The organism is Pseudomonas sp. efr-133-TYG-23, assembly GCF_030209215.1.
Classification (GTDB): Bacteria; Pseudomonadota; Gammaproteobacteria; order Pseudomonadales; family Pseudomonadaceae; genus Aquipseudomonas; species Aquipseudomonas rhodesiae.
Map to the genome: position 1 here is coordinate 19,639 of NZ_JARVSL010000055.1, position 21,200 is coordinate 40,838.

Below are 21,200 nucleotides of genomic sequence, written 5' to 3' on the forward strand. Positions count from 1 at the left end.
ATCCAGGTCAATGTTGCGCTTGTGACACTGCCCTATACTCGCCGCCTGCCCCGTTGGAAGAGCCCATGAACAACATCGACCCCGCCCTGTTTGAAGAATGGATGATGACCGGCCTGGTCACGATTCTGATTATTTTCATGGGCTTTATCGTCTGGGACCTGGCGAAGAAATCCAAGGCCGGACGCTTCGGCTCGTTCATCCTGTTCTTCGTGCTGGGCCTGGGCGTAGCGGCGTTTATCATCAAGAGCGTGGTGATTGGCCTGATCGAATCCGGCGCTTTATAAACGCGCCGGGACTTCCTTCCATTGGCCTTGGTCCAGCCCGTCGATTGTCCAATCGCCAATGCGCACCCGCACCAGCCGCAGGGTCGGCAAGCCCACGGCGGCGGTCATGCGCCGCACTTGGCGGTTACGCCCTTCTCGAATCACCAGTTCAAGCCAATACGTCGGAATGTTTTTGCGAAAGCGTACCGGTGGGTTGCGTGGCCATAATGCGGGCTCGTCCAAGCGCCGAGCCTCGGCGGGCAAGGTTTTGCCGTCATTGAGTTCTACCCCATCGCGCAGGCGTTGCAGCAATTCTTCCGTGGGTTCGCCCTCCACCTGCACCCAGTAGGTTTTCGCCAGCTTGTGCTTAGGGTCGGCAATGCGCGCCTGCAACTGGCCATCGTTGGTCAGCAGCAGCAAGCCTTCGCTGTCACGGTCCAGACGGCCCGCCGGGTAGATGCCGGGAATGTCAATGAAGTCCTTGAGCGTCGCGCGCCCGCCTTCGTCGCTGAACTGGGTCAGTACGTCGAATGGTTTATTGAACAGGATCAACTTCGGCTCGGCCGGCGGCGCCTTGGCAACGCGACGCGCAGCGGAATACGGAGGTTTCACGCCAGGGCGGCGCGAATCGGGACGGGTGGGACGAGACATGGCAGAACAACATCTAACGGTCAGGACCGACAATGCTAGTGGCCTGACCGTTAAATGACCATCCCAACCGCTTAGCGGAACGGCGGCTCGTCGAAGCTGCGCAGTTTGCGCGAGTGCAGCGAGTTGAGTTCGTTGCGCAGCAGGTCCACCGCTTCGATGCCGATCTTCAAGTGCTGGCTCACCGCGCGCTCATAGAACGCGTTGGCCGAACCGGGCAATTTGATTTCACTGTGCAGCGGTTTATCCGATACACACAGCAACGTGCCGTACGGCACCCGCAAGCGATAGCCCTGGGCGGCGATGGTGCCGCTTTCCATGTCCACGGCCACGGCGCGGGACAGGTTTATCAGCGGTCGCTCCTGGGCCCAGCGCAGCTCCCAGTTGCGATCGTCGTAAGTCAGCACGGTGCCGGTGCGCAGGCGTTTTTTCAGCTGTTCGCCTTTTTCACCGGTAACGTGGGCCGCCGCTTGCTGGAGCGCCAGTTGCACTTCGGCCAGGGCCGGGATCGGGATATTCGGCGGCACCACACGGTCGAGGATGCCATCGCGACGCATATAAGCGTGGGCCAGGACGTAGTCACCGATGGTCTGGGATTGGCGCAGGCCGCCACAGTGGCCAATCATCAGCCAGCAATGCGGACGCAGCACCGCCAGGTGATCGGTGATGTTCTTGGCGTTGGACGGGCCCACACCGATATTGACCAGGGTCACACCGTGGCCGTCGCTGGCCTGCAGGTGATACGCCGGCATCTGGTAGCGGTGCCAGACCACCCCGGCGGCAATGGCCGAGGCTTCGCCGTGATCCATGCTCTTGTCGATCACCACGTTGCCCGGCAGCACCATGCGGATAAAACGCGGGTCGCTGCGCAATTGTTCCAGGCCATGCAGGATGAACTGGTCGACATAGCGGTGATAGTTGGTCAGCAGAATCCAGGGTTGTACGTGGCGCCAGTCGCTGCCGGTGTAATGCACCAGGCGACGCAGGGAAAAGTCCACGCGGGCCGCATCGAACAGCGCCAGGGGCAGTGGGTTGGTGTTTTCCCAGTCATACAGGCCATCGGCGATACCGTCGGTGGCGGCCGACAGGTCGGTGCTCGGGAATACGCGGGCCAGGGTGGCGGCAGTCACGCCGGAGCCGGCGAGTTCATCGCCCTGCTCGACCACATACGGGTAAGGAATATTCTGTTGGCTGACGCCCACTTCCACCGTCACGGTGAAGTCGTGCATCAACGGCACCAGTTGCTCCAGCAGGTACTTACGGAACGCCGCAGGATGGGTGACGGTCACGCTGTAGGTGCCCGGCAGTTGCACCTTGGCATAGGCGCGGGTGGTCTGTGGGACTTCGCCGTGGCAGTGGTAGGTCAGGCGCAGCTCGGGGTAGCGGAACAGCGCGCGTTGCTCGGCGTCGGGTTCGACGCGGTCCTTGAGGTATTGCTTGAGGGCCTGATTGAGCGCGCCGGTAGCTCGCTCATGCAGAGCCGCCAGCCGGTCCACGGCTTCTTCGGCGGTTTTAACGACAACAAAAGCTTCGGTCACGGTAAGCATCCTGTGTTCTGACATGCAGGCCTGTATCTTGCCTGCATCCCAGCCGCACCGAAACAGTGGCGTTGGAATGCACTCAATAATGTGGGAGAAGCTTGCCCCCTCCCACCTTTGGACCGGGCTTATTCAGAAACAGAAGGCGTTGAGCGGGCGCCAATCGCCGCCACATCCACACCACGCGGCAAGGCGCCATAAGCGCGGCCGGAGGAATCGCTCAAGCGGCTGGCAATAAAGCCGTCGCTGACCGCAGCATTCCCCGCTTCCAACAACAGTTTGGCCTGCAAGGCCACGGCAATGTCCTCGGTTAACTGCCGCGCGCGGTATTGGATGTCCTGGGTATCCATAAAAGCTGACTTCAGCTGTTCGATATGCCGCGCCAAATGCCGGTCGCCGTGGCCATTGCCCAGTTCGATAAACAGCGCCTCCAATACGCCCGGTTCCTTGGACAGCGCACGCAGCACATCCAGGCATTGCACGTTGCCGGAGCCTTCCCACGTTGAATTCACCGGCGCCTCACGGTACAGGCGCGGCAGGATGCTGTCCTCCACATAACCGGCGCCGCCCATGCACTCGGCGGCCTCGTTGATCATGGCCGGCGCGCGTTTGCAGATCCAATACTTGCCCACCGCCGTCACCAGCCGTGCGAATTTACTCTCCTGCTCGTCATCCAAATGATCCAACGCCCTCCCCATGCGCAGACTCAAGGCCAGGGATGCTTCACTTTCCAGGGCAAGGTCGGCCAGCACGTTTTGCATCAGCGGTTGCTCGCTGAGCAAGCGGCCGCTCACCGAGCGATGGGCGCAATGATGGCTGGCCTGGGTCAGGGCCTGGCGCATCAGGGCGCTGGAGCCGACCATGCAATCGAAGCGGGTCATGGCCACCATCTCGATGATGGTCGGCACACCACGGCCTTCTTCGCCGACCATCCAGGCCAGGGCGCCGCGAAACTCCACTTCGCTGGAGGCGTTGGAACAATTGCCGAGTTTGTTTTTCAGGCGCTGGATGTAGAACTCGTTGCGGGTGTCATCCGGGCGGTGCCTGGGCAGTAGGAAACAGCTCAGGCCCTTGTCAGTCTGGGCTAGCGTGAGGAACCCATCGCACATGGGCGCAGAACAGAACCACTTGTGGCCCACCAGCTCATACGCCTGCCCAGGGCCGCCAGCGCCCACCGGATAAGCCCGGGTGGTGTTGGCGCGCACGTCGGTGCCGCCTTGCTTCTCGGTCATGGCCATGCCAAGGGTGGCACCGGCCTTGTGGGCGATGCCGACGTTGCGCGGGTCGTATTGGGTGCTGAGGATTTTCGGCAGCCAAGTCTTGGCCAGGTCCGGCTGCAACCGCAACGCCGGTACGCAGGCAAAGGTCATGGTCAATGGGCAGCCGCTGCCGGCTTCGGCCTGGCTGTGCAGGTAGGTCATGGCGGCGCGGGCCACATGGGCGCCGGCCTGCGGATGAGCCCAGGGCAGCGAAGGTAGGCCATGTTCGACGGCGGTGCGCATCAGCTCGTGATAGGCGGGGTGAAACTCAACCAGATCAATGCGGTGACCGTAACGGTCGTGGCTGTTGAACACCGGTTTGTGTTGATTGGCCAGAAACCCAGCCGCCATCAACGGCCCGCCGGCCAATGCGCCATAGGTATCGATGCGCGAGTGCGCCCAACCGGCGCCGAAACGTCGCGACCACTCTTGCAGGGGCAGGTCGATGCGGTACAGGTTGACGCCGTCCAGGGACGGCGGTTGGTTGGTCACGTCGTGGGTTTCGGCAAATTGATGCAGGTTCATCACGGGCGTCCTGGAAAAAAGGCCACGCTCAGTTGAGGCCGGTTTTTTCAGTTAAGCACCGCTACCGCGCTTAAAAAAGTGACATACGCGCCGAATGCGCGGCGCTTTCACCCTCTAAAACCCCTAGCACGCAGCGCTCCATCACCGCTTGCAGCGCCTCGAAACGCACCGGTTTGGTCAAACGCTCAGTGACACCTACGCCCAGGCACCGCTCTCGCTCAGGCACATTCGACGATGTACCCAGGGCGATCACCGGCAATTCTCCCCCACCAGGCAGCGCGCGGATCTGACAGCACACAGAGAAGCTTCCTTCGGGAAGGTCCAACAGAACCGCGTCAAACGTCTGCGCTTGCAGCGCCTCCAGCGCCGCAGGGCCACTGTCCACGGTTTTGACCCGATAGCCGAGCTTGAGCAGCATGCCGCGCACGGCCAGTTGACCGACGCTGTTGTCATCCACCAACAACACCGCGCAATCCTGCGGCGCTCGTTGCCGGGCCGGCGCCGGCTTGGCTTCGGACGGCACCGATCGCACCTGCATTTCGAGCTGGAAGCGACTGCCCTTGCGGGGTTCGGAATGATGGGTGAGGCGCCCGCCGATCAGTTCGATCAATTGCCGGCAGATCGCCAGACCGATGCCCAACCCGCCGTATTCGCGGGTGGTCGAGCCATCCAGTTGGAAGAAGCGCTGATACAGCGTGGCCTCATCCAGAGAGGCAAAACCAATGCCGGTGTCAGTCACGATAAAACTCAGGTGCACGCCGCCGTCGCGGTGAGGCACTCCCACCACGCGCAGGCGTACCGAACCTTCGTGGGTGAATTTGAAGGCGTTGTCCAGCAGGCAATCCAGGCACTGAATAAGCTTGTCGACGTCCCCCTCCAGACGGTCCGGTAGTTCATCCGCCACGTCGATGGAAAACGCCAGGCCCTTGCCCTGGGCGCTGGTATTAAATTGCTGGCGCACGCTGTCGAGCACGCCACGCAGGCTGAACACGCGGTGTTGCGCACTCAGGCGACCGGCCTGCAATTCGGTGAGGGTGAGGATGCCATTGACCATGCGCATCATGTCCCGCGCGGAGCCGGCGGCGGTCTGATGGTATTGGGCCAGATCGTGACTCAGGGGCACCGTCTGCATGAGTTCCAGGGAACCGATCACGCCGTTCATCGGCGTGCGTAGTTCGTGGGTCAGGGTGGCGAGAAACTCATCCTTGAGCCGGTTGCTGCGGGCCAATTGGGAGTTAAGCACTTCGAGCTTTTGGCTGGCATCGAACAGAATCTGCGCCTGCTGCTCGCGCATGGCATTGATGCGGTCGGCCAGGGCCAGCGACAGCAGTGCCACTTCAATCGCCGAACCGATCTGACTGGCGTACATGGTCAGGAACATATTGGGCAGATAGCCCAGCACCATCAGGGTGTTGACCACCCCGCCCAGCAGGAACGCCGACCAGGCGATGATGAAGTAACGCGCCACCCTCTGCCCGCAGTACCAGGCCTTGATGGCGGCGACGAAGATGGTCACGGTGAACACCAGCGCCAGGCCCGTGGCCAGTCGCAACGCCAGCGCGTAGCTGGTCATCAACGACAGCAGCATGACCACTGCCCCGCACGCCACCAGCGCCAGCAACACACGGTTGATCCAGCGACTGTGTTGAGCGGTGTGCAAAAAGCTGCGCGCGAACAGACTGCCGAACAGCGCCGACGCGCCGATCAGAAACGGTGTCGCGGCGTTCGCCCACCAAGGGTTGTTGGGCCAGAAATATTCCACCGCCGCGCCGTTGACCGACAACTGGTACAGACCGAACGAGGCGATATAGAAGATGTAATACAGGTAGCTGGTGTCGCGCACGCTGAGGTAGATGAACAGGTTATAAACCAGCATCCCCAGCAACACGCCATAGATCAGACCCAGCACATACAGGCGCAGCGGCTGCTGTTCCAGATACGCGGTGCTCGACCAGAGGGTCAGCGGCGCCTGGATCGAACCCTCGCTCTGCACTCGCAGATAAACGGTTTTATCCTCGCCCGGGGTGAAATCCAACTTGAACAGGTAGTTGTTCTGACGGATCTCGCGACTGGCGAACGGCAACGCATCTCCAGTGCGCCTGACCAAACGATAGGTGCCCGTGCTGTCGGGCAGGTACAGGTCCAGATGGTCCAGCGGCGGGTACGCCAGCTCCAGCAGCCAGGTGCGTCGGGCCTCGGCGTTGTGGGGCACATAGTGCAGATTGAGCTTGAGCCAGAACACCGAGCGCGAATAGCCGGCGTTGAGGGTGTCCTTATCGTGGAGCTTGAATTGCGCGAGCGCGGAAGGCGCGCTGACATCGGCAATGGTGAGGGCGGCGCTCGGGTCTTCGAGCACTTGCAGGGCTCGGCCCAGGGGCAGACTTCGGGTGTCCTGGTTGAACTCAATGGCGCTGGCGAGCATCGGCAGCCCGCACAACAATAGAATCAGCAAATAGCGCATAGAGCCCCAGCGTGGCCTGTCCGGTTATATCAAAAGCCCCCCATTCCTTTTGAGAAGACGTACACCGGCGGTACAGATAAGTTGTTTGAATCCACTCTAGCATAGCCGTTGCAGGCCATTGGACACCATTGAAATAAATTTTTGAAAGGCTCTAGATCAAGGCTTTCAGCACTGTTTTTCAGGGTTTCAGGCAGCAAAAGAAACTCGGTGGGTGCGACAACATTCAGCCACCGCCCGAAGGCCACGCAAAAAGCGTTTGGTGGTAAGCTCGCCCACCATGAATATCTACAGCTCTCGCCCTGTTGTCCTCTGTCTCTCCGGCCATGATCCCAGTGGTGGCGCCGGCTTGCAGGCAGATATCGAAGCCCTGCTCGCCCAGGGTTGCCATGCGGCTCCGGCCGTTACCGCGCTGACCGTGCAGAACACGGTGAACGTCAGCGACTTCCGCGTGCTCGACCGCGAGTGGGTGCTGGCCCAGGCCAACGCCGTGCTCAGCGACTCCGAGGTGGCGGCGGTCAAGCTGGGCATGCTCGGCTCCACCGCGATGGTCGACACCGTGGTCGAGCTGCTGCAGGCGCACCCGCACCTGCCGGTGGTCTGCGACCCGGTGCTGCGCGCCGGCGGCGGCGGTAGCCTGGGCAAGGACGAAGTGGGCTACGCGATGCGTGAGCGGTTGTTGCCGCTGTCGCTGATCGCCACGCCGAACCTGCCCGAGGCACGTATCCTCGCCGAACTGCCCGAAGGCACGGCGGACGAGTGCGCCGACAAGCTGCTGCCGTTTATTAAACACCTGTTGATCACCGGTGGTCATGGCGACGAGCATGAAGTGCACAACCGCCTGTATAGCCGCGACGGCACGCGCCAGACCTTCACCTGTCAGCGCCTGCCGGGCAGCTATCACGGTTCGGGCTGCACGCTGGCCAGCGCTTTGGCCGGGCGTCTCGCCCAGGGCGAGGGCCTGGTCAGCGCCGTGCAATCGGCCCTCAACTACACTTGGCGCACGCTGCGTGACGCCGAACAACTCGGCCAGGGCCAGTTCGTACCGCGCCGGCTGCCGCTGGATTTCTGCTCGTAGGCGCCTGCTCGCCACTTCAAGGGACATGCCCGATGAAATTACGTGGCCTTTACGCCATAACCGACGGCCAACTGTTGGCCGGCAAATTCCTCGCCTACGTCGAAGCGGCGTTGGACGGTGGCGTGACCCTGCTGCAGTACCGCGACAAAAGCAGCGATGACGCGCGCCGCCTGCGCGAAGCCGAAAAGCTGCGAGAACTGTGCTCGCGCTACAAGACCCAACTGATCATCAACGACGACGCCGAACTGGCCGCGCGCCTGGGCGTCGGCGTGCACTTGGGCCAGACCGACGGCCCGCTCACCCCGGCCCGTGCGTTGCTCGGCCCCAAAGCCATTATCGGCGCCACCTGCCACAGCCAGATCGAACTGGCCGAACAGGCCGCCAAAGAAGGCGCCAGTTACGTGGCGTTTGGCCGCTTCTTCAATTCCAACACCAAGCCCGGCGCCCCGGCCGCCACGTTGCAGATGCTGGCCGAAGCGCATCAGCGCCTGCATGTGCCCATCTGCGTGATCGGCGGCATCACCCTGGAGAACGCCGAACCGCTGGTGGCCCAGGGCGCCGACCTGCTCGCCGTGGTCCACGGCCTGTTCGGTGCCGACAGCACCCAGGAAGTGACGCGCCGCGCCCGCGCCTTCAACGACCTTCTTAAATCTTCAGTTTAGAGAGCCCGCTCATGTCCCGTTCCGAAACCCTGTTTGCCAATGCCCAGAAACACATCCCCGGTGGTGTGAACTCCCCCGTGCGTGCGTTCAAAAGCGTGGGCGGCACGCCGTTGTTCTTCAAACATGCCGAAGGCGCCTACGTCACTGACGAAGACGACAAGCGCTACGTGGACTACGTGGGCTCGTGGGGCCCGATGATCCTCGGCCACAGCCATCCGGACGTGCTGGACGCCGTGCGCAAGCAGTTGGAACACGGCCTGTCCTATGGCGCGCCGACCACCATGGAAACCGAGATGGCTGACCTGGTGTGCTCCATCGTGCCGTCGATGGAGATGGTGCGCATGGTCAGTTCCGGCACCGAAGCCACCATGAGTGCGATCCGCCTGGCTCGCGGCTTTACCGGGCGCGACAGCATCATCAAGTTCGAAGGCTGCTACCACGGCCACTCCGACAGCCTGCTGGTCAAGGCCGGGTCGGGCGCGCTGACCCAAGGCGTACCGAGCTCGGCCGGTGTGCCGGCGGCGTTCGCCAAACACACCCTGACCCTGCCCTTCAACGACATCGCCGCCGTGGAGCACATGCTCAGTGAAGTCGGCCAGGACGTGGCGTGCATCATCGTCGAGCCGGTGGCGGGCAACATGAACTGCGTACCGCCGGCGCCGGGCTTTCTCGAAGGCCTGCGCGAGCAATGCGACAAACATGGCGTGGTGCTGATCTTCGACGAGGTGATGACCGGTTTCCGCGTCGCCTTGGGCGGCGCGCAGGCGTACTACGGCGTCACGCCGGACCTGAGCACCTTCGGCAAGATCATCGGCGGCGGTATGCCGGTGGGCTGCTTCGGCGGCAAGCGCGAAATCATGCAGCACATCGCCCCACTGGGCCCGGTGTACCAGGCCGGCACGCTGTCGGGTAACCCGCTGGCCATGGCCGCCGGCCTGACCACCCTGCGGTTGATCAGCCGTCCGGGCTTCCACGCCGAACTGACCGACTACACCACCCGTCTGCTCGACGGCCTGCAACAGCGTGCCGATGCGGCCGGTATCCCATTCGTCACCACCCAGGCCGGCGGTATGTTCGGCCTGTATTTCAGCGGCGCCGACGATATCGTCACCTTCGACGACGTGATGGGCAGCGATGCGGACCTGTTCAAGCGCTTCTTCCACCTGATGCTCGAGGGCGGCGTTTACCTGGCGCCAAGCGCGTTCGAAGCCGGTTTCACCTCCATCGCTCATGGCGACGCCGAGTTGAAACTGACCCTGGATGCCGCTGAACGCGCCTTCGCCGCTCTGAAATAAACATTTGAAACCGGTAGGCGCCACCCCAGTGGCGCCTGATGGACTACTTTGCCTACGGATATTTCCGAGTTTTTTCGAGAAATAACCTGTAATCCGGCAGATAACTTGCCCAACCAGCAGAAAAACGAGTAAAGACTTTGTAAGCAGGGGCCTGCTTATTTCATAATGCGCGCTTATTGGATCCCACGAGGGTCCGCGCGCCCCGTCAGAGGTAAGTCGATTCCCATGAAACGCACCGGCCGCACCCTGGTTCTGGGCTGCCTGTTGCTCCTTCAGCCGCTGCTGGCACATGCACAAGCAGGCGGCAACTCGTTGTTAATCCCAGCGATGGGTCGTTGCACCCTCAATACCCAGCCAGACAGCCAGGCCGAAGCGCTGAGCGCGTGCCAGAAACAGGCCGACGACGGGGATGCCCAGGCGCAATACGAGTTGGGCGAGTACTACCATGACAGCAAAAACCCCGCTCGCGACCTCAACAAAGCCCTGAGCTATTTCGAAAAAGCGTCGTTACAGGGCCACGCGCAGGCGCAATTCGAGCTGGGCAACATGTTCTTCCACGGTGAAGGTGTGCCGGCCAATAACGTCCAGGCTTACATCGTGTTGAAAATGGCGGCGGTCAACGGCGCCGAAGACGCGCTGGACACCGCCGACGAAGTCGCCGAACACATGCAGCGCGATGAACTGGAAGTGGCTACCCAGGTACTGGGACAGATCTTCCGCAAGTACCTGCTGGAATTGCAAAGCGCCGACGGGCGCTCGCCCTTCTCGCCCCTGCCTTGATTCCATTCTCGGGCAAGGGAACTTGCTCCCTCCCCGCAACAGCCTTACTTCTCAGGCATCGGCATCGGAAACGGCATGACATTGCTCATGCCCCGTGCTTCGCTGATCTTCGGTGTACCCAGGCGCTCGACTTCATCGATGCGCACGATCGAGTGCATCGGCACAAAGCTGCGCACCACACCTTCGAACTGCGCCTTGAGCTTTTCCTCGCCCGGATCGACGACCAACTGGGTGCGCTCGCCAAAGACGAACTCTTCCACTTCCAGGAAGCCCCACAGATCACTTTGATAGATCTGCTTGGCGTACATCTCGAACACCTGGCCCTGGTTGAGGAAAATCACCTTGTAGATTGGAGCTTCACGTTTGGTCATGGTGGGCGAATAACACATCGGGGATATAAAAGAGGGCGCGAACTATAGCATGGCACCCGATGCACAGCGCTAGGAACCAATGGGCATGCCCCCTATAATGCGCGGTTCTTTACCACCAGTTGACGATTCCCATGGCCAAGAAGCTTTACATCGAAACCCACGGTTGCCAGATGAACGAGTACGACAGCTCGCGCATGGTGGACCTGCTGGGCGAACACCAGGCCCTGGAAGTCACCGCCCGCGCCGAAGATGCCGACGTGATCCTGCTCAATACCTGCTCGATCCGCGAACGGGCCCAGGACCGTGTGTACTCGCAGCTGGGTCGCTGGCGCGAATTGAAACTGGCCAACCCGGATATGGTGATCGCCGTCGGCGGTTGCGTGGCCAGTCAGGAAGGCGCTGCGATTCGCGATCGCGCGCCCTATGTCGACGTGGTTTTCGGCCCGCAGACCCTGCATCGCCTACCCGAGATGATCGACGCCGCGCGCACCAGCAAGCTGCCGCAGGTTGACGTGTCATTTCCTGAAATCGAAAAATTCGACCACTTGCCCGAGCCGCGCATCGACGGGCCCAGCGCCTATGTGTCGGTGATGGAAGGTTGCAGCAAGTACTGCACGTTCTGCGTGGTGCCCTACACCCGTGGCGAAGAAGTCAGCCGTCCATTTGACGATGTGCTGTCGGAAATCATCCACCTGGCCGAGAACGGCGTGCGCGAAGTGACCCTGCTGGGTCAGAACGTCAACGGTTATCGCGGCCAGACCCACGACGGGCGGCTGGCGGACCTTGCCGAACTGATCCGCGTGGTCGCGGCGGTGGACGGCATCGAGCGCATCCGCTACACCACTTCGCACCCACTGGAATTCTCCGACAGCCTGATCCAGGCCCACGCCGAAGTGCCGGAACTGGTCAAACACCTGCACTTGCCGGTGCAATCGGGCTCGGACCGCATTCTGGCAGCCATGAAGCGCAACCACACGGCCCTGGAATACAAATCCAAGCTGCGCAAATTGCGCGCGGCTGTACCGGGGATCTGCATCAGCTCGGACTTTATCGTCGGTTTCCCCGGCGAAACCGAGAAAGATTTCCAGCAAACCATGAAACTGATCGAAGACGTCGGCTTCGACTTCTCCTACTCGTTCGTCTACAGCCAACGCCCCGGCACCCCGGCGGCGGACCTGGTGGACGAAACCCCGGAGACCGTGAAAAAAGAACGCCTGAATGCCCTGCAACATCGCCTGAATCAGCAGGGCTTCGAGATCAGCCGACAAATGGTCGGTTCGATCCAGCGCATCCTGGTCACCGACTATTCCAAGAAAGACCCCGGCGAACTGCAAGGCCGCACCGAGAACAACCGGATCGTCAATTTCCGTTGTGATAATCCAACATTGATCGGTCAGTTTGCCGACGTGCACATCGATGCGGCCCAACCGCATTCGTTGCGCGGCTCGCTGGTGCAATAAACGTGGGAGGGGGCGAGCCCCCCACCCACATTGGAACCGTGCAACATTCCAATGACGTAAGTGCTTTCGTACCTGCGTCACTGGCGTTATCCTCTCTTTCACTTAAACAGCCAAAGGGCGGCTAAAAGCAACCTTGAACGCACCCATAGCAGAACCCCATCGTTTTTTCCTCGAGCCGTTTGAGGCTCGCCGTTTCGCCAATCTGTGCGGACAGTTCGACGAGCACCTGCGCCTGATCGAACAACGCCTGAGCATCGAGATCCGCAACCGCGGCAATCAGTTCGAACTCATTGGCGACCCCCAGCACACCACGTCCGCAGAAAACCTGTTGCGCCGTCTCTACCGCGAGACGAAGGGCAGCGAGTTGTCACCGGAAACCGTGCACCTGTACCTGCAGGAATCGGCCGTGGAAGACCTGGCCAACAACCCTGTAGCCGAAGCCAGCGTGGCCCTGCGCACCAAGAAAGGCATGATTCGCCCACGCGGCTTGAATCAGCAGCGCTACGTCAAGGAAATCCTCGGCAACGACATCAACTTCGGCATCGGCCCGGCCGGTACCGGCAAGACCTACCTGGCCGTGGCCTGCGCGGTGGATGCTCTGGAACGCGAGCAAGTACGCCGCATTCTGCTGGTACGCCCAGCGGTCGAGGCCGGTGAAAAGCTCGGTTTCCTGCCCGGTGACCTGGCCCAGAAGATCGACCCGTACCTGCGCCCGCTCTACGACGCGCTCTACGAGATGCTCGGCTTCGAGTACGTGGCCAAGCTGATCGAGCGCCAGGTGATCGAGATCGCTCCGCTGGCCTACATGCGCGGCCGTACCTTGAACAACAGTTTCATCATCCTCGACGAAAGCCAGAACACCACCGTCGAGCAGATGAAGATGTTCCTCACCCGTATCGGTTTCGGCTCCACGGCCGTGATTACCGGCGACGTCACCCAGGTCGACCTGCCCAAGGGCACCAAGTCCGGCCTCGCCCAGGTGATCGAGGTACTCAAGGACGTTCCGGGTATCAGCTTCACGCACTTTATGCCCAAGGACGTGGTGCGCCACCCGCTGGTGCAGCGCATTGTCGAAGCCTACGAGCGCTTCGACCATCGCGATGGTGCCCCGGCCAAGGACGTTCGCGGCGATGCTTGAACTGGATCTACAGCTGGCCACCGACGCGCCAGCCCCCAGCGAGGAGCAGTTTCGCCAATGGTGTGCACTGGCACTGCGCCAGCGCAGCGCCGACTCGGAGCTGACCATCCGTCTGGTGGGCGAGGCCGAGGGCCGCGAGCTGAACCACACCTGGCGCCACAAGGACTACGCGACCAACGTGTTGTCCTTCCCCGCCGATGTTCCCGACGAGTTGCTGGACATTCCATTGCTGGGCGACCTGGTGATCTGCGTCGAAGTCGTCGAGCGTGAAGCCAGGGAACAAGGCAAGGAACTTGAGGCGCACTGGGCCCATCTAGTCATCCACGGCTGCTTGCATCTCTTGGGTTACGACCATATAGACGATGACGAAGCCGAGGAAATGGAAGCGCTGGAACGAACGTTGCTTGCGCAATTGGGTCATCCCGACCCTTATGCCGATGACGAAGCTTAAAAAACACTCAACTGTAACAACAAAGGATTCAGAGTAATCGCTATGAGCGAAGACCGATCGAGCAACGGGCAGAAGTCATGGCTGGGTAAACTGACCCAGGCTTTTGCCCACGAGCCGAAAAACCGCCAGGAGCTGCTGGAGCTGCTGCGCGAGGCCCATCAGAACAAGTTGCTGGACAGCGAAGCGCTGGCCATCGTCGAAGGCGCGATCCAGGTGGCTGACCTGCAGGTCCGGGACATCATGGTCCCGCGCTCGCAGATGATCAGCATCAAGGCGACCCAGACCCCACGGGAGTTCCTCCCGGCCGTGATCGACTCGGCGCACTCGCGCTACCCGGTGATCGGCGAAAGCCATGACGACGTCATGGGCGTGCTGCTGGCCAAGGATCTGCTGCCGCTGATCCTCAAAGAGAACGGCGACAGCTTCAACATCAAGGATCTGCTGCGCCCGGCCACCTTCGTGCCCGAGTCCAAGCGCCTGAACGTGCTGCTGCGCGAATTCCGCGCCAACCACAACCACATGGCCATCGTGATTGACGAATACGGCGGCGTAGCGGGCCTGGTGACCATCGAAGACGTACTGGAACAGATCGTCGGCGACATCGAAGACGAACACGACGTCGAAGAAGACAGCTACATCAAGCCCCTGCCCAGCGGCGACTTCCTGATCAAGGCGTTGACGCCGATCGAGAACTTCAACGAGTTCTTCGACAGCGAATTCTCCGACGACGAGTTCGACACAGTGGGCGGTTTGGTGATGAGCGCGTTTGGCCACCTGCCCAAGCGCAACGAAACCACCGAAATCGGCGCCTATCGCTTCCGCATCCTGAATGCCGACAGCCGTCGTATCCACTTGATTCGCCTGACACCTATCGCCCGCTAAGGACTGACATGCGCCGTCTTATCGCACCCGGCTGGCCCGGTAACCTGCTGGCCGTGGTGGCCGGCGCCATCACTACCCTGGCGCTGGCGCCGTTCGATTTGTGGCCATTTGCGCTGGTGGCCGTCGGGCTGTTCTATATCGGCCTGCGAGAGCTGACACCGCGCCAGGCCTTGGGGCGTGGCTGGTGCTTCGGTTTCGGCCTGTTCGGTGCCGGCACCAGCTGGATCTACTACAGCATCCACCACTTCGGCGGCGCTTCGGTGCTGCTGGCGGGGTTCCTGATGCTGTTGTTCACGGCCGCCATTGCCTGGTTCTTCGCCCTGCCCGCCTGGCTGTGGGCACGCTGGCTGCGCCGCAACGAAGCGCCGCTGGCCGACGCCCTGACATTCGCCGCGCTATGGGTGGGTCAAGAGGCCTTTCGCGGCTGGTTCCTCACCGGTTTCCCATGGCTCTATTCCGGCTACAGTCAACTCGATGGCCCACTGGCAGGGCTGGCCCCGCTCGGCGGGATGTGGCTGATTTCCTATGCCCTGGCGCTTACGGCTGCGGTGCTGTGCAACCTGCCGCGCCTGCTGGCCGCCAAACGCAATGGCTTTGTCGCCGCGGGCCTGGTGCTGCTGGTCGCGCCATGGGGCATCGGGCTGGCGCTCAAACATCATGCCTGGACCGAGCCATCCGGCGCTCCGCTGAAGGTGGCCGCGATCCAGGGCAACATCGAACAGAGCATGAAGTGGGACCCGCAGCAGCTCAATGCGCAATTGGCGCTGTACCGCGACATGAGTTTCAGCTCCAAGCCTGTGGACCTGCTGGTCTGGCCCGAAACAGCGGTGCCGGTGCTCAAGGAGTCGGTGGAGGGTTACCTGGGGATGATGGGGCGGTTCGCGGCCGACCGGCATACCGCGCTGATTACCGGCGTGCCGATTCGTCAGGAAGTGCACCACCAGAAGCGTTACTTCAACGGCATCACCGTAGTAGGCGAAGGCGAAGGCACCTACCTGAAGCAAAAACTGGTGCCTTTCGGTGAGTACGTACCGTTGCAGGACATATTGCGTGGGCTGATTGCGTTCTTCGACCTGCCGATGTCGGACTTTGCCCGTGGCCCCTCCGACCAGGCCATGCTGCAAGCCAAGGGCTATCAGATCGCCCCGTTCATCTGCTACGAAGTGGTTTACCCCGAGTTTGCCGCTGGCCTTTCAGCCCAGAGCGACCTGTTGCTGACCATCAGCAACGACACCTGGTTCGGGCGCTCCATCGGCCCTCTGCAACACCTGCAAATGGCGCAGATGCGTGCGCTGGAAGCGGGGCGCTGGATGATCCGCGCCACCAACAACGGCGTGACCGGGCTGATCAACCCGTTCGGACAGATCACCGTGCAGATCCCGCAGTTCGAACGCGGCATCCTGTATGGCGAAGTGGTGCCCATGCATAACCTGACGCCGTACCTGCAATGGCGTTCGTGGCCGTTGATCATCGTGTGTCTGGGGCTGTTTGGCTGGGCGCTGCTGGCGGGCCGCCTGTCGAAAATCGGCTGACAAGAGCCCCACCCGCAGGCAGGGCTTTCTCCGAGGAGAAAGCCCTTGCACCTACCTTAGCGTCATGGCGATTCTGCCGGTGATTGCCATGCCCGACCCAGCCAGTTTCACGCGTCGCCCGTAATAATCCATGTGACCGTCGACAACGGCCAGCATATGGCCGGGGGTATACATCGAGCCCGTTCCGCCCTTTCGTAGCTCGCGCATCGAGGCGGCGACCATCTGGTGCTTCAGCCCCAGCCGCCGTAATGCTTCACCTGGATAATCACCTGAACTGAGCATCTGTAGCGCCGAGGCAAAGGTTTCACTGCTGCGCTCGTAAAACTTATCGAGCTGCATGCGTTTAGCGCTGACCGCATATAAAAACTGGGCGTTAACCAGCACATCATTGGAACCGTCGCCTATAAATCCCGAAGCGGCGGCAGCCTGCCGAATTTCGTCATGAGTAATGAAGAGCTTATAGCCGTCCCTCATCCTCACATTGAACCCGTCAGCCGTTGCCTCGATTTCTTTATAGATATGGTGAGGGTTGTGGCCGAACTTCATCATGGCCAGTTTAATCGCCGAAATGACCACCGAATTTCCACTGCCGCCCTGGTAGAAATCGCGAAAGATATTCGTGGGGATAACGCTGGGTGAATCCGCATCGCCCTTGATCAATGAATCGCCGGGCTCTGCTCCGTTGTCGAGGCTGGCATACGCCTGGTTTGCGGACGGTCTATTGAGAGGCGACCGGTACGATGAATAGGTGTTTTCGTTATTGTTGCGCTGGGCGGTGACAGGCTGACCGTAACGCCCTTCGTAAAAACTGTTAGCGACTCTGGACACGCTCATCAGCAGTATTCCTTACTCACTTGATTGGTTTAGATGAGTTTGGCGCCATAACGCCAATGAAAGTCCTTATAGACGCTGGTCTTGGTGCCCCACATATCAAGCGCGCCATCGACTACCGCCATTTGGTGCGGCCCATTGCAGAGAACTCCGATGGCACCCTCGGCCAGTTCCCTCACGGTGGTAGGCGCCATGTGCGCCCGCAATCCCAGGCGAATAAGCCCCTCGCCCGCAAGCTCTCCATCGGCCAGCGTCACCATGGCATCCTCGAAGCTGTCCTCAGCGTCTCCATCATTGTTTTCAAGCTGCGCTCGTTTGGCACTGACGGCGTATAAAAACTGCGCATTGATCAGAACATCCTCCGAGTGACCCGGCCGAAGTCCGGCACCTTCTTGAGCCTCTTCCAATTCCTCAAAGGAAATATGCAACTTGAAAGAGTCCCGCATGGTGACTTCAAAACCGTCCTTAACTTCGGTGATTTGCTTGTAGATGCCATGAGGGTTATGGCCGAACTTAGCCATGGCGGCCTTGATTGCACTGACGGTGACGCAGTTACCCACCCCTTCCTGAGAGAACGCCCCCCAAATATGGGTCGGTTTTATGCCGGCATTCTCTGCGTTGCCCCGGATGAATTTTCGATGCGGCGTCTCGGGAACATCTGAACGCGAATCTACGCCGAGCGCCGAGCGTTCCAAAGGCGGGCTATGGGGCTGAAGCACTGATCGTGTTTGATCAGGGGTCAACGTAGCAGCGGGTAATGGCCTGTGCTGCTGCCCACCCATGCGTGCGGACAGCGTAGTGATCATGTTATTTAACTCGCGCAACATGTCAGTGATCGCGGAGAACGAAGCCTGGGCATGGGGGGCCGCACTATTGGCTGCTGCGGCATCGGGGCTTGCAGCCCTGTCGAACGCCCCTGCCCCGTGCGGCCTTTCAGGCGCCGTACCCACATAACTTTTATGCACCTCAGCCTGATAACGCCCGTAGTAACCATTTACGGGGCTGGCAACCGAATGACTCATACCTTTTCCTCCCTGGTTTTCATTAACAGCCACGGCCAGCCAAGACTAACCGGCACTCATCAACAGCTAGCTCTAATAACCCTTGAAATGTCTTCCATCAGAGGCTCAGTAATTATGTTGCCGTACCTTTCTTTCACGAGGACCTTTGGCCAATTCAGTGGTGCTGATCGCGTCGCGTAATCCAAGCGCCGCCAGAATTTCATGTTTGTTCGTATTAAATGGCGTGAGCGCTAATACACCGGCATAGGTGCGCATTTTCGGAACTTTTTCAGCCGATGGGCGCGTCCAAATTTCATTGTCCGCGAAGTGCTTCGCTTGCTCAGTCAAATAGATGCGCTTGCACAGAACCCCAAATAAAAATGAAGCATCGTTCACCATGCCTTCGTCGAACCCCACAAACCCACAGGCCTTGGACGCCAAGTGCAACTCTTTATGAGTGATGTTCAACGCGACACCATCTTTCATAATGATGTGGTACCCGCCAGGCACGGCCGTTACTTTTTCCAGGACACTGTCCACACTCTGGCCATACTTCGACATGGCCAACTTAATGACTTCCAAATAAGGAACACGGCTGTCATGGCCCAACCACGGGTACGGCTTGTATTGCCAGGACACCCCCGCTTTCAGATCAGCCGGTTTTTGCCCCTTGGGTTTTCCAGACAACTCCATCGCCCAATCGTCTTCATTGATCACTTCGCTCCATATCCGCCGCCATTCATAATCCTCAAGTGCAACGCCCGCGCCGCCATGCTTGCCATCAGCGAAGTCCAGCGCATCAAACGGATCAAGCTCCTCGTCAGCCACAGGCAAGCGGTCCACGAGGTGCCTGACCTTGATATCAACTGCTGGTCGCGCTTCGAGTTCGCGCGGTTTGGGCGGGATAATCGAGGCTGGCTTGGGCGCTACGTCGTTTGCGGGCGCCGGCAATATCGCGTCGGCATCCAAAAACTGTTTCAAGCTGTCGGTGACGTTTTTCAATAACAAAAGCAACGTCGTCAGCGTTTGACCTAATTGCGCGTCGTCCTGTTTTAAAGGGCCAAGAACGTCAGGGCTGTAAGCCGTGAAATGCTCACCTGGTTTCGCTGACCAGTTTCCCGCTCCAGCTGTAGCAGGAGCCTCTTCACCGACAAAGGCATTACCCAAACGGCTTATTCGGTGATTATTTGCTGCTGATAATATATTCACACAACTCCGCCTCTCTAGCTCAGTTAGCACATAGCTCGCCACGGAAACACCTGCGACAACTTAATGCACGAGGGGAGCGATTAATTCACCCCGCAAGTTTAATTTGTCGCACTGCGCAGCGTCAGTGTTCGCACAGACTAGTGGTAGCCAACTTATTAAAAATTCCACGTTATCAACGCACAAAAAATTACGGCGCGCAGCGAACCCGCACAAGCAAAAACAACTTACTCATACAACAGCTTTTAAATGACCATGCATTAATCTAAAACTTACATAACCAAGGGTTACGAATCGCCATAAACAGTCAATCAACATAACAACGAAAAGTTATTAGCTCATATTCATCACACAGTACCTAAGGCACTACGCACACCAGAGCGGCCTACATATCTTACAAACAAAAAGACGTCTGACTGCTTGCGCCATAAGGCCAGTTAGAACATTGCGTTCATACCGAAAACTGACCTTCCCTAAATCCGCCCAACGGCTGATTTCTTATGACGCAATTCAGCGATAAAACAATCGATACCCCACCTGCCCGACCGCTTCGTTAATCAACTGCCCGCTCTGCCACACCGATTTGAATTCCGGCATCCAACCGCCCAGAGGACGGGCATTATCCACCCCCAAAAAACCGACCGGGGCCGGTACGACGGTGAAACCGGCCTTTTCAAAGCTCCACACCGAGCGCGGCATATGCCAGGCCTGGGTGACCACGACCACGCGCTTGATACCCTCGGGCAATAGAATCTCGGCACTCATCTGCGCGTTCTCCCAAGTGGTACGGCTGCGTTCTTCCTTCCAACGCACCGTGACGCCAAAGTCATCCTGCATCGACACCGCCATCAACTGCGCTTCGCTGGGGGGCGTGCCGTAATGCAAACCTCCGGTGGTCAGTACCGGCAACCCTGACGCTTTGGCCAAGCGCGCGGCGTAACGCTGGCGTTCCAGCCCAATGCCCGTAGGCTGATCGGCGCCCCAGGCGGGGTCGCCTCGCTCTCGCCCGGAACCCAATACGACGATGGCGTCGGCGCGTTGGGCCAGGGTGGACCAGTCCTCACGAGCCAATGGCGGCTCGGTCTCAAGCGCACGGGCGCACCACTCCACCATCACGGGCAGGCTGATCAACCACATACCGCCCAGGCCCAGGGCAAAGCAGCAACCGGCCAACCTCGGGCGGCTACGGCGAAACCACCAGGCAAGCGCCAGCAGCAGCAAGAGAATGCCGGGCGGTAGGAGCAGTTGTTTGATGAAATAACGAATAGGCATCGGGCATCTCCACAGATGCCCGAAGCCTAAGGTGTAACGGGGTCTAGCGGCAATCTAGAAAGTTGCACGGTGAAATGGTGCTGTTCAGGGGGGAGCGAACTACTTGCAGCGGGCGGACCGGAATCTCTCCGGGCCACGACCGGCCGGCAAATCCTTGAGCCACACCACCTTGGCAGACTGCGTGGGCTCCTTGACTGGCGGGGTTACCGCCATGGGAGGCGCACTGCACTTGTTGCGTTCCAGATAAGCCTTGATCAGTTCCAATTCCGCGCGGCTCAAACCGCGCAGTTCCAACTCCACAGGCCGCTCATCACGCAATCGGCCCGCAGTTCTCGCTGCATCCAATGCACGACCCAATCGGTCGATCAGTCCTTCGTAGATTTCCGGTTTCGTTGCGATTCGCTGCGATTCAACCATCCCCTCACCTCATTGAAGAAAGACTTGCTCCCCAATAAACAGCGTAGCCCCCGTGGCTGCGCCTGCCCGGCGCCGCGACAGACGGCCTTGGCCGCGCAATCAGGGTTTCCCTCGATAGAGTGGGGTCATGTAT

General features: G+C 60.2%; 20 protein-coding genes. 10 read left to right on the top strand and 10 right to left on the bottom strand.

What is annotated here, in order from left to right; translation table 11 throughout:
• Positions 1 to 74 precede the first annotated feature (74 nt).
• Positions 75 to 284: a DUF2788 domain-containing protein gene (locus QRN41_RS25965; RefSeq protein WP_025999909.1), complete on the top strand. Its 210-nt coding sequence runs from the start codon at positions 75 to 77 to the stop codon at positions 282 to 284.
• Here QRN41_RS25965 and QRN41_RS25970 read toward each other — a convergent pair.
• The 4 genes from QRN41_RS25970 to QRN41_RS25985 all read right to left on the bottom strand — a co-directional run bounded on the left by QRN41_RS25970 (position 279) and on the right by QRN41_RS25985 (position 6,694).
• A complete protein-coding gene (locus QRN41_RS25970; protein WP_034100884.1) occupies positions 279 to 914 on the bottom strand; it encodes a pseudouridine synthase in 636 nt (211 codons plus the stop codon). The two genes, QRN41_RS25965 and QRN41_RS25970, sit on opposite strands and share 6 nt — an antisense overlap.
• A gap of 71 nt (positions 915 to 985) precedes the next feature.
• Entirely contained in the window at positions 986 to 2,458 is a 1,473-nt protein-coding gene (gene amn, locus QRN41_RS25975; protein WP_162276694.1) for an AMP nucleosidase, read from the bottom strand.
• Between the two features lie 119 nt (positions 2,459 to 2,577).
• Complete coding sequence (locus QRN41_RS25980; RefSeq protein WP_285422290.1) at positions 2,578 to 4,233, bottom strand: acyl-CoA dehydrogenase family protein; 1,656 nt, start codon at positions 4,231 to 4,233, stop codon at positions 2,578 to 2,580.
• 70 nt (positions 4,234 to 4,303) lie between these two features.
• On the bottom strand, positions 4,304 to 6,694 hold the full coding sequence (locus QRN41_RS25985) for a hybrid sensor histidine kinase/response regulator (protein ID WP_285422291.1): 2,391 nt from the start codon (positions 6,692 to 6,694) through the stop codon (positions 4,304 to 4,306).
• A 277-nt stretch (positions 6,695 to 6,971) separates the two neighbouring features.
• On the opposite strand from QRN41_RS25985, the gene QRN41_RS25990 reads away from it, so the two are divergent.
• The 4 genes from QRN41_RS25990 (at position 6,972) to QRN41_RS26005 (ending at position 10,506) form a co-directional block, all read left to right on the top strand.
• A complete protein-coding gene (locus QRN41_RS25990) occupies positions 6,972 to 7,769 on the top strand; it encodes a hydroxymethylpyrimidine/phosphomethylpyrimidine kinase (RefSeq protein ID WP_034100888.1) in 798 nt (265 codons plus the stop codon).
• 32 nt (positions 7,770 to 7,801) lie between these two features.
• Positions 7,802 to 8,431, top strand: a complete 630-nt coding sequence (gene thiE, locus QRN41_RS25995; RefSeq protein ID WP_167418197.1) for a thiamine phosphate synthase — start codon at positions 7,802 to 7,804, stop codon at positions 8,429 to 8,431.
• 11 nt (positions 8,432 to 8,442) lie between these two features.
• Positions 8,443 to 9,726 (top strand): glutamate-1-semialdehyde 2,1-aminomutase, encoded by a 1,284-nt coding sequence (gene hemL / locus QRN41_RS26000; RefSeq protein WP_285422292.1) that lies wholly within the window; start codon positions 8,443 to 8,445, stop codon positions 9,724 to 9,726.
• A 225-nt stretch (positions 9,727 to 9,951) separates the two neighbouring features.
• Positions 9,952 to 10,506 carry a tetratricopeptide repeat protein gene (locus QRN41_RS26005; RefSeq protein WP_034100891.1) on the top strand — a complete coding sequence of 185 codons (555 nt, stop codon included), beginning with the start codon at positions 9,952 to 9,954 and terminating at the stop codon, positions 10,504 to 10,506.
• A 44-nt stretch (positions 10,507 to 10,550) separates the two neighbouring features.
• On the opposite strand, the gene QRN41_RS26010 is transcribed toward QRN41_RS26005, so the two are convergent.
• Complete coding sequence (locus tag QRN41_RS26010) at positions 10,551 to 10,877, bottom strand: DUF1820 family protein (protein ID WP_003215457.1); 327 nt, start codon at positions 10,875 to 10,877, stop codon at positions 10,551 to 10,553.
• A 131-nt stretch (positions 10,878 to 11,008) separates the two neighbouring features.
• Here QRN41_RS26010 and miaB point away from each other — a divergent pair, with 131 nt between their 5' ends.
• The 5 genes from miaB to lnt all read left to right on the top strand — a co-directional run bounded on the left by miaB (position 11,009) and on the right by lnt (position 16,340).
• On the top strand, positions 11,009 to 12,337 hold the full coding sequence (gene miaB / locus QRN41_RS26015) for a tRNA (N6-isopentenyl adenosine(37)-C2)-methylthiotransferase MiaB (protein WP_034100897.1): 1,329 nt from the start codon (positions 11,009 to 11,011) through the stop codon (positions 12,335 to 12,337).
• 133 nt (positions 12,338 to 12,470) lie between these two features.
• Positions 12,471 to 13,475 carry a PhoH family protein gene (locus QRN41_RS26020; RefSeq protein ID WP_285422294.1) on the top strand — a complete coding sequence of 335 codons (1,005 nt, stop codon included), beginning with the start codon at positions 12,471 to 12,473 and terminating at the stop codon, positions 13,473 to 13,475.
• The gene (gene ybeY, locus QRN41_RS26025; RefSeq protein WP_034100899.1) at positions 13,468 to 13,926 is read left to right on the top strand and encodes an rRNA maturation RNase YbeY; all 459 of its coding nucleotides are present in this window, start codon (positions 13,468 to 13,470) and stop codon (positions 13,924 to 13,926) included. Before QRN41_RS26020 ends, ybeY begins: the two co-directional genes overlap by 8 nt.
• Before the next feature lie 42 nt (positions 13,927 to 13,968).
• Positions 13,969 to 14,808 (top strand): CorC family transporter, encoded by an 840-nt coding sequence (locus QRN41_RS26030; protein WP_010206772.1) that lies wholly within the window; start codon positions 13,969 to 13,971, stop codon positions 14,806 to 14,808.
• 8 nt (positions 14,809 to 14,816) lie between these two features.
• Positions 14,817 to 16,340 (top strand): apolipoprotein N-acyltransferase, encoded by a 1,524-nt coding sequence (gene lnt / locus QRN41_RS26035; RefSeq protein WP_285422295.1) that lies wholly within the window; start codon positions 14,817 to 14,819, stop codon positions 16,338 to 16,340.
• A gap of 51 nt (positions 16,341 to 16,391) precedes the next feature.
• Here the strand turns inward: lnt and QRN41_RS26040 are convergent, their stop codons facing one another.
• The 5 genes from QRN41_RS26040 to QRN41_RS26060 all read right to left on the bottom strand — a co-directional run bounded on the left by QRN41_RS26040 (position 16,392) and on the right by QRN41_RS26060 (position 21,067).
• Positions 16,392 to 17,174 carry a hypothetical protein gene (locus tag QRN41_RS26040; RefSeq protein ID WP_285422296.1) on the bottom strand — a complete coding sequence of 261 codons (783 nt, stop codon included), beginning with the start codon at positions 17,172 to 17,174 and terminating at the stop codon, positions 16,392 to 16,394.
• A 29-nt stretch (positions 17,175 to 17,203) separates the two neighbouring features.
• Entirely contained in the window at positions 17,204 to 18,193 is a 990-nt protein-coding gene (locus QRN41_RS26045) for a hypothetical protein (protein WP_285422297.1), read from the bottom strand.
• 105 nt (positions 18,194 to 18,298) lie between these two features.
• Positions 18,299 to 19,381 (bottom strand): hypothetical protein, encoded by a 1,083-nt coding sequence (locus QRN41_RS26050; RefSeq protein ID WP_285422298.1) that lies wholly within the window; start codon positions 19,379 to 19,381, stop codon positions 18,299 to 18,301.
• A gap of 507 nt (positions 19,382 to 19,888) precedes the next feature.
• Entirely contained in the window at positions 19,889 to 20,650 is a 762-nt protein-coding gene (locus QRN41_RS26055; protein WP_285422299.1) for a YdcF family protein, read from the bottom strand.
• A gap of 99 nt (positions 20,651 to 20,749) precedes the next feature.
• On the bottom strand, positions 20,750 to 21,067 hold the full coding sequence (locus tag QRN41_RS26060; protein WP_094065985.1) for a hypothetical protein: 318 nt from the start codon (positions 21,065 to 21,067) through the stop codon (positions 20,750 to 20,752).
• Between the last annotated feature and the right edge of the window lie 133 nt (positions 21,068 to 21,200).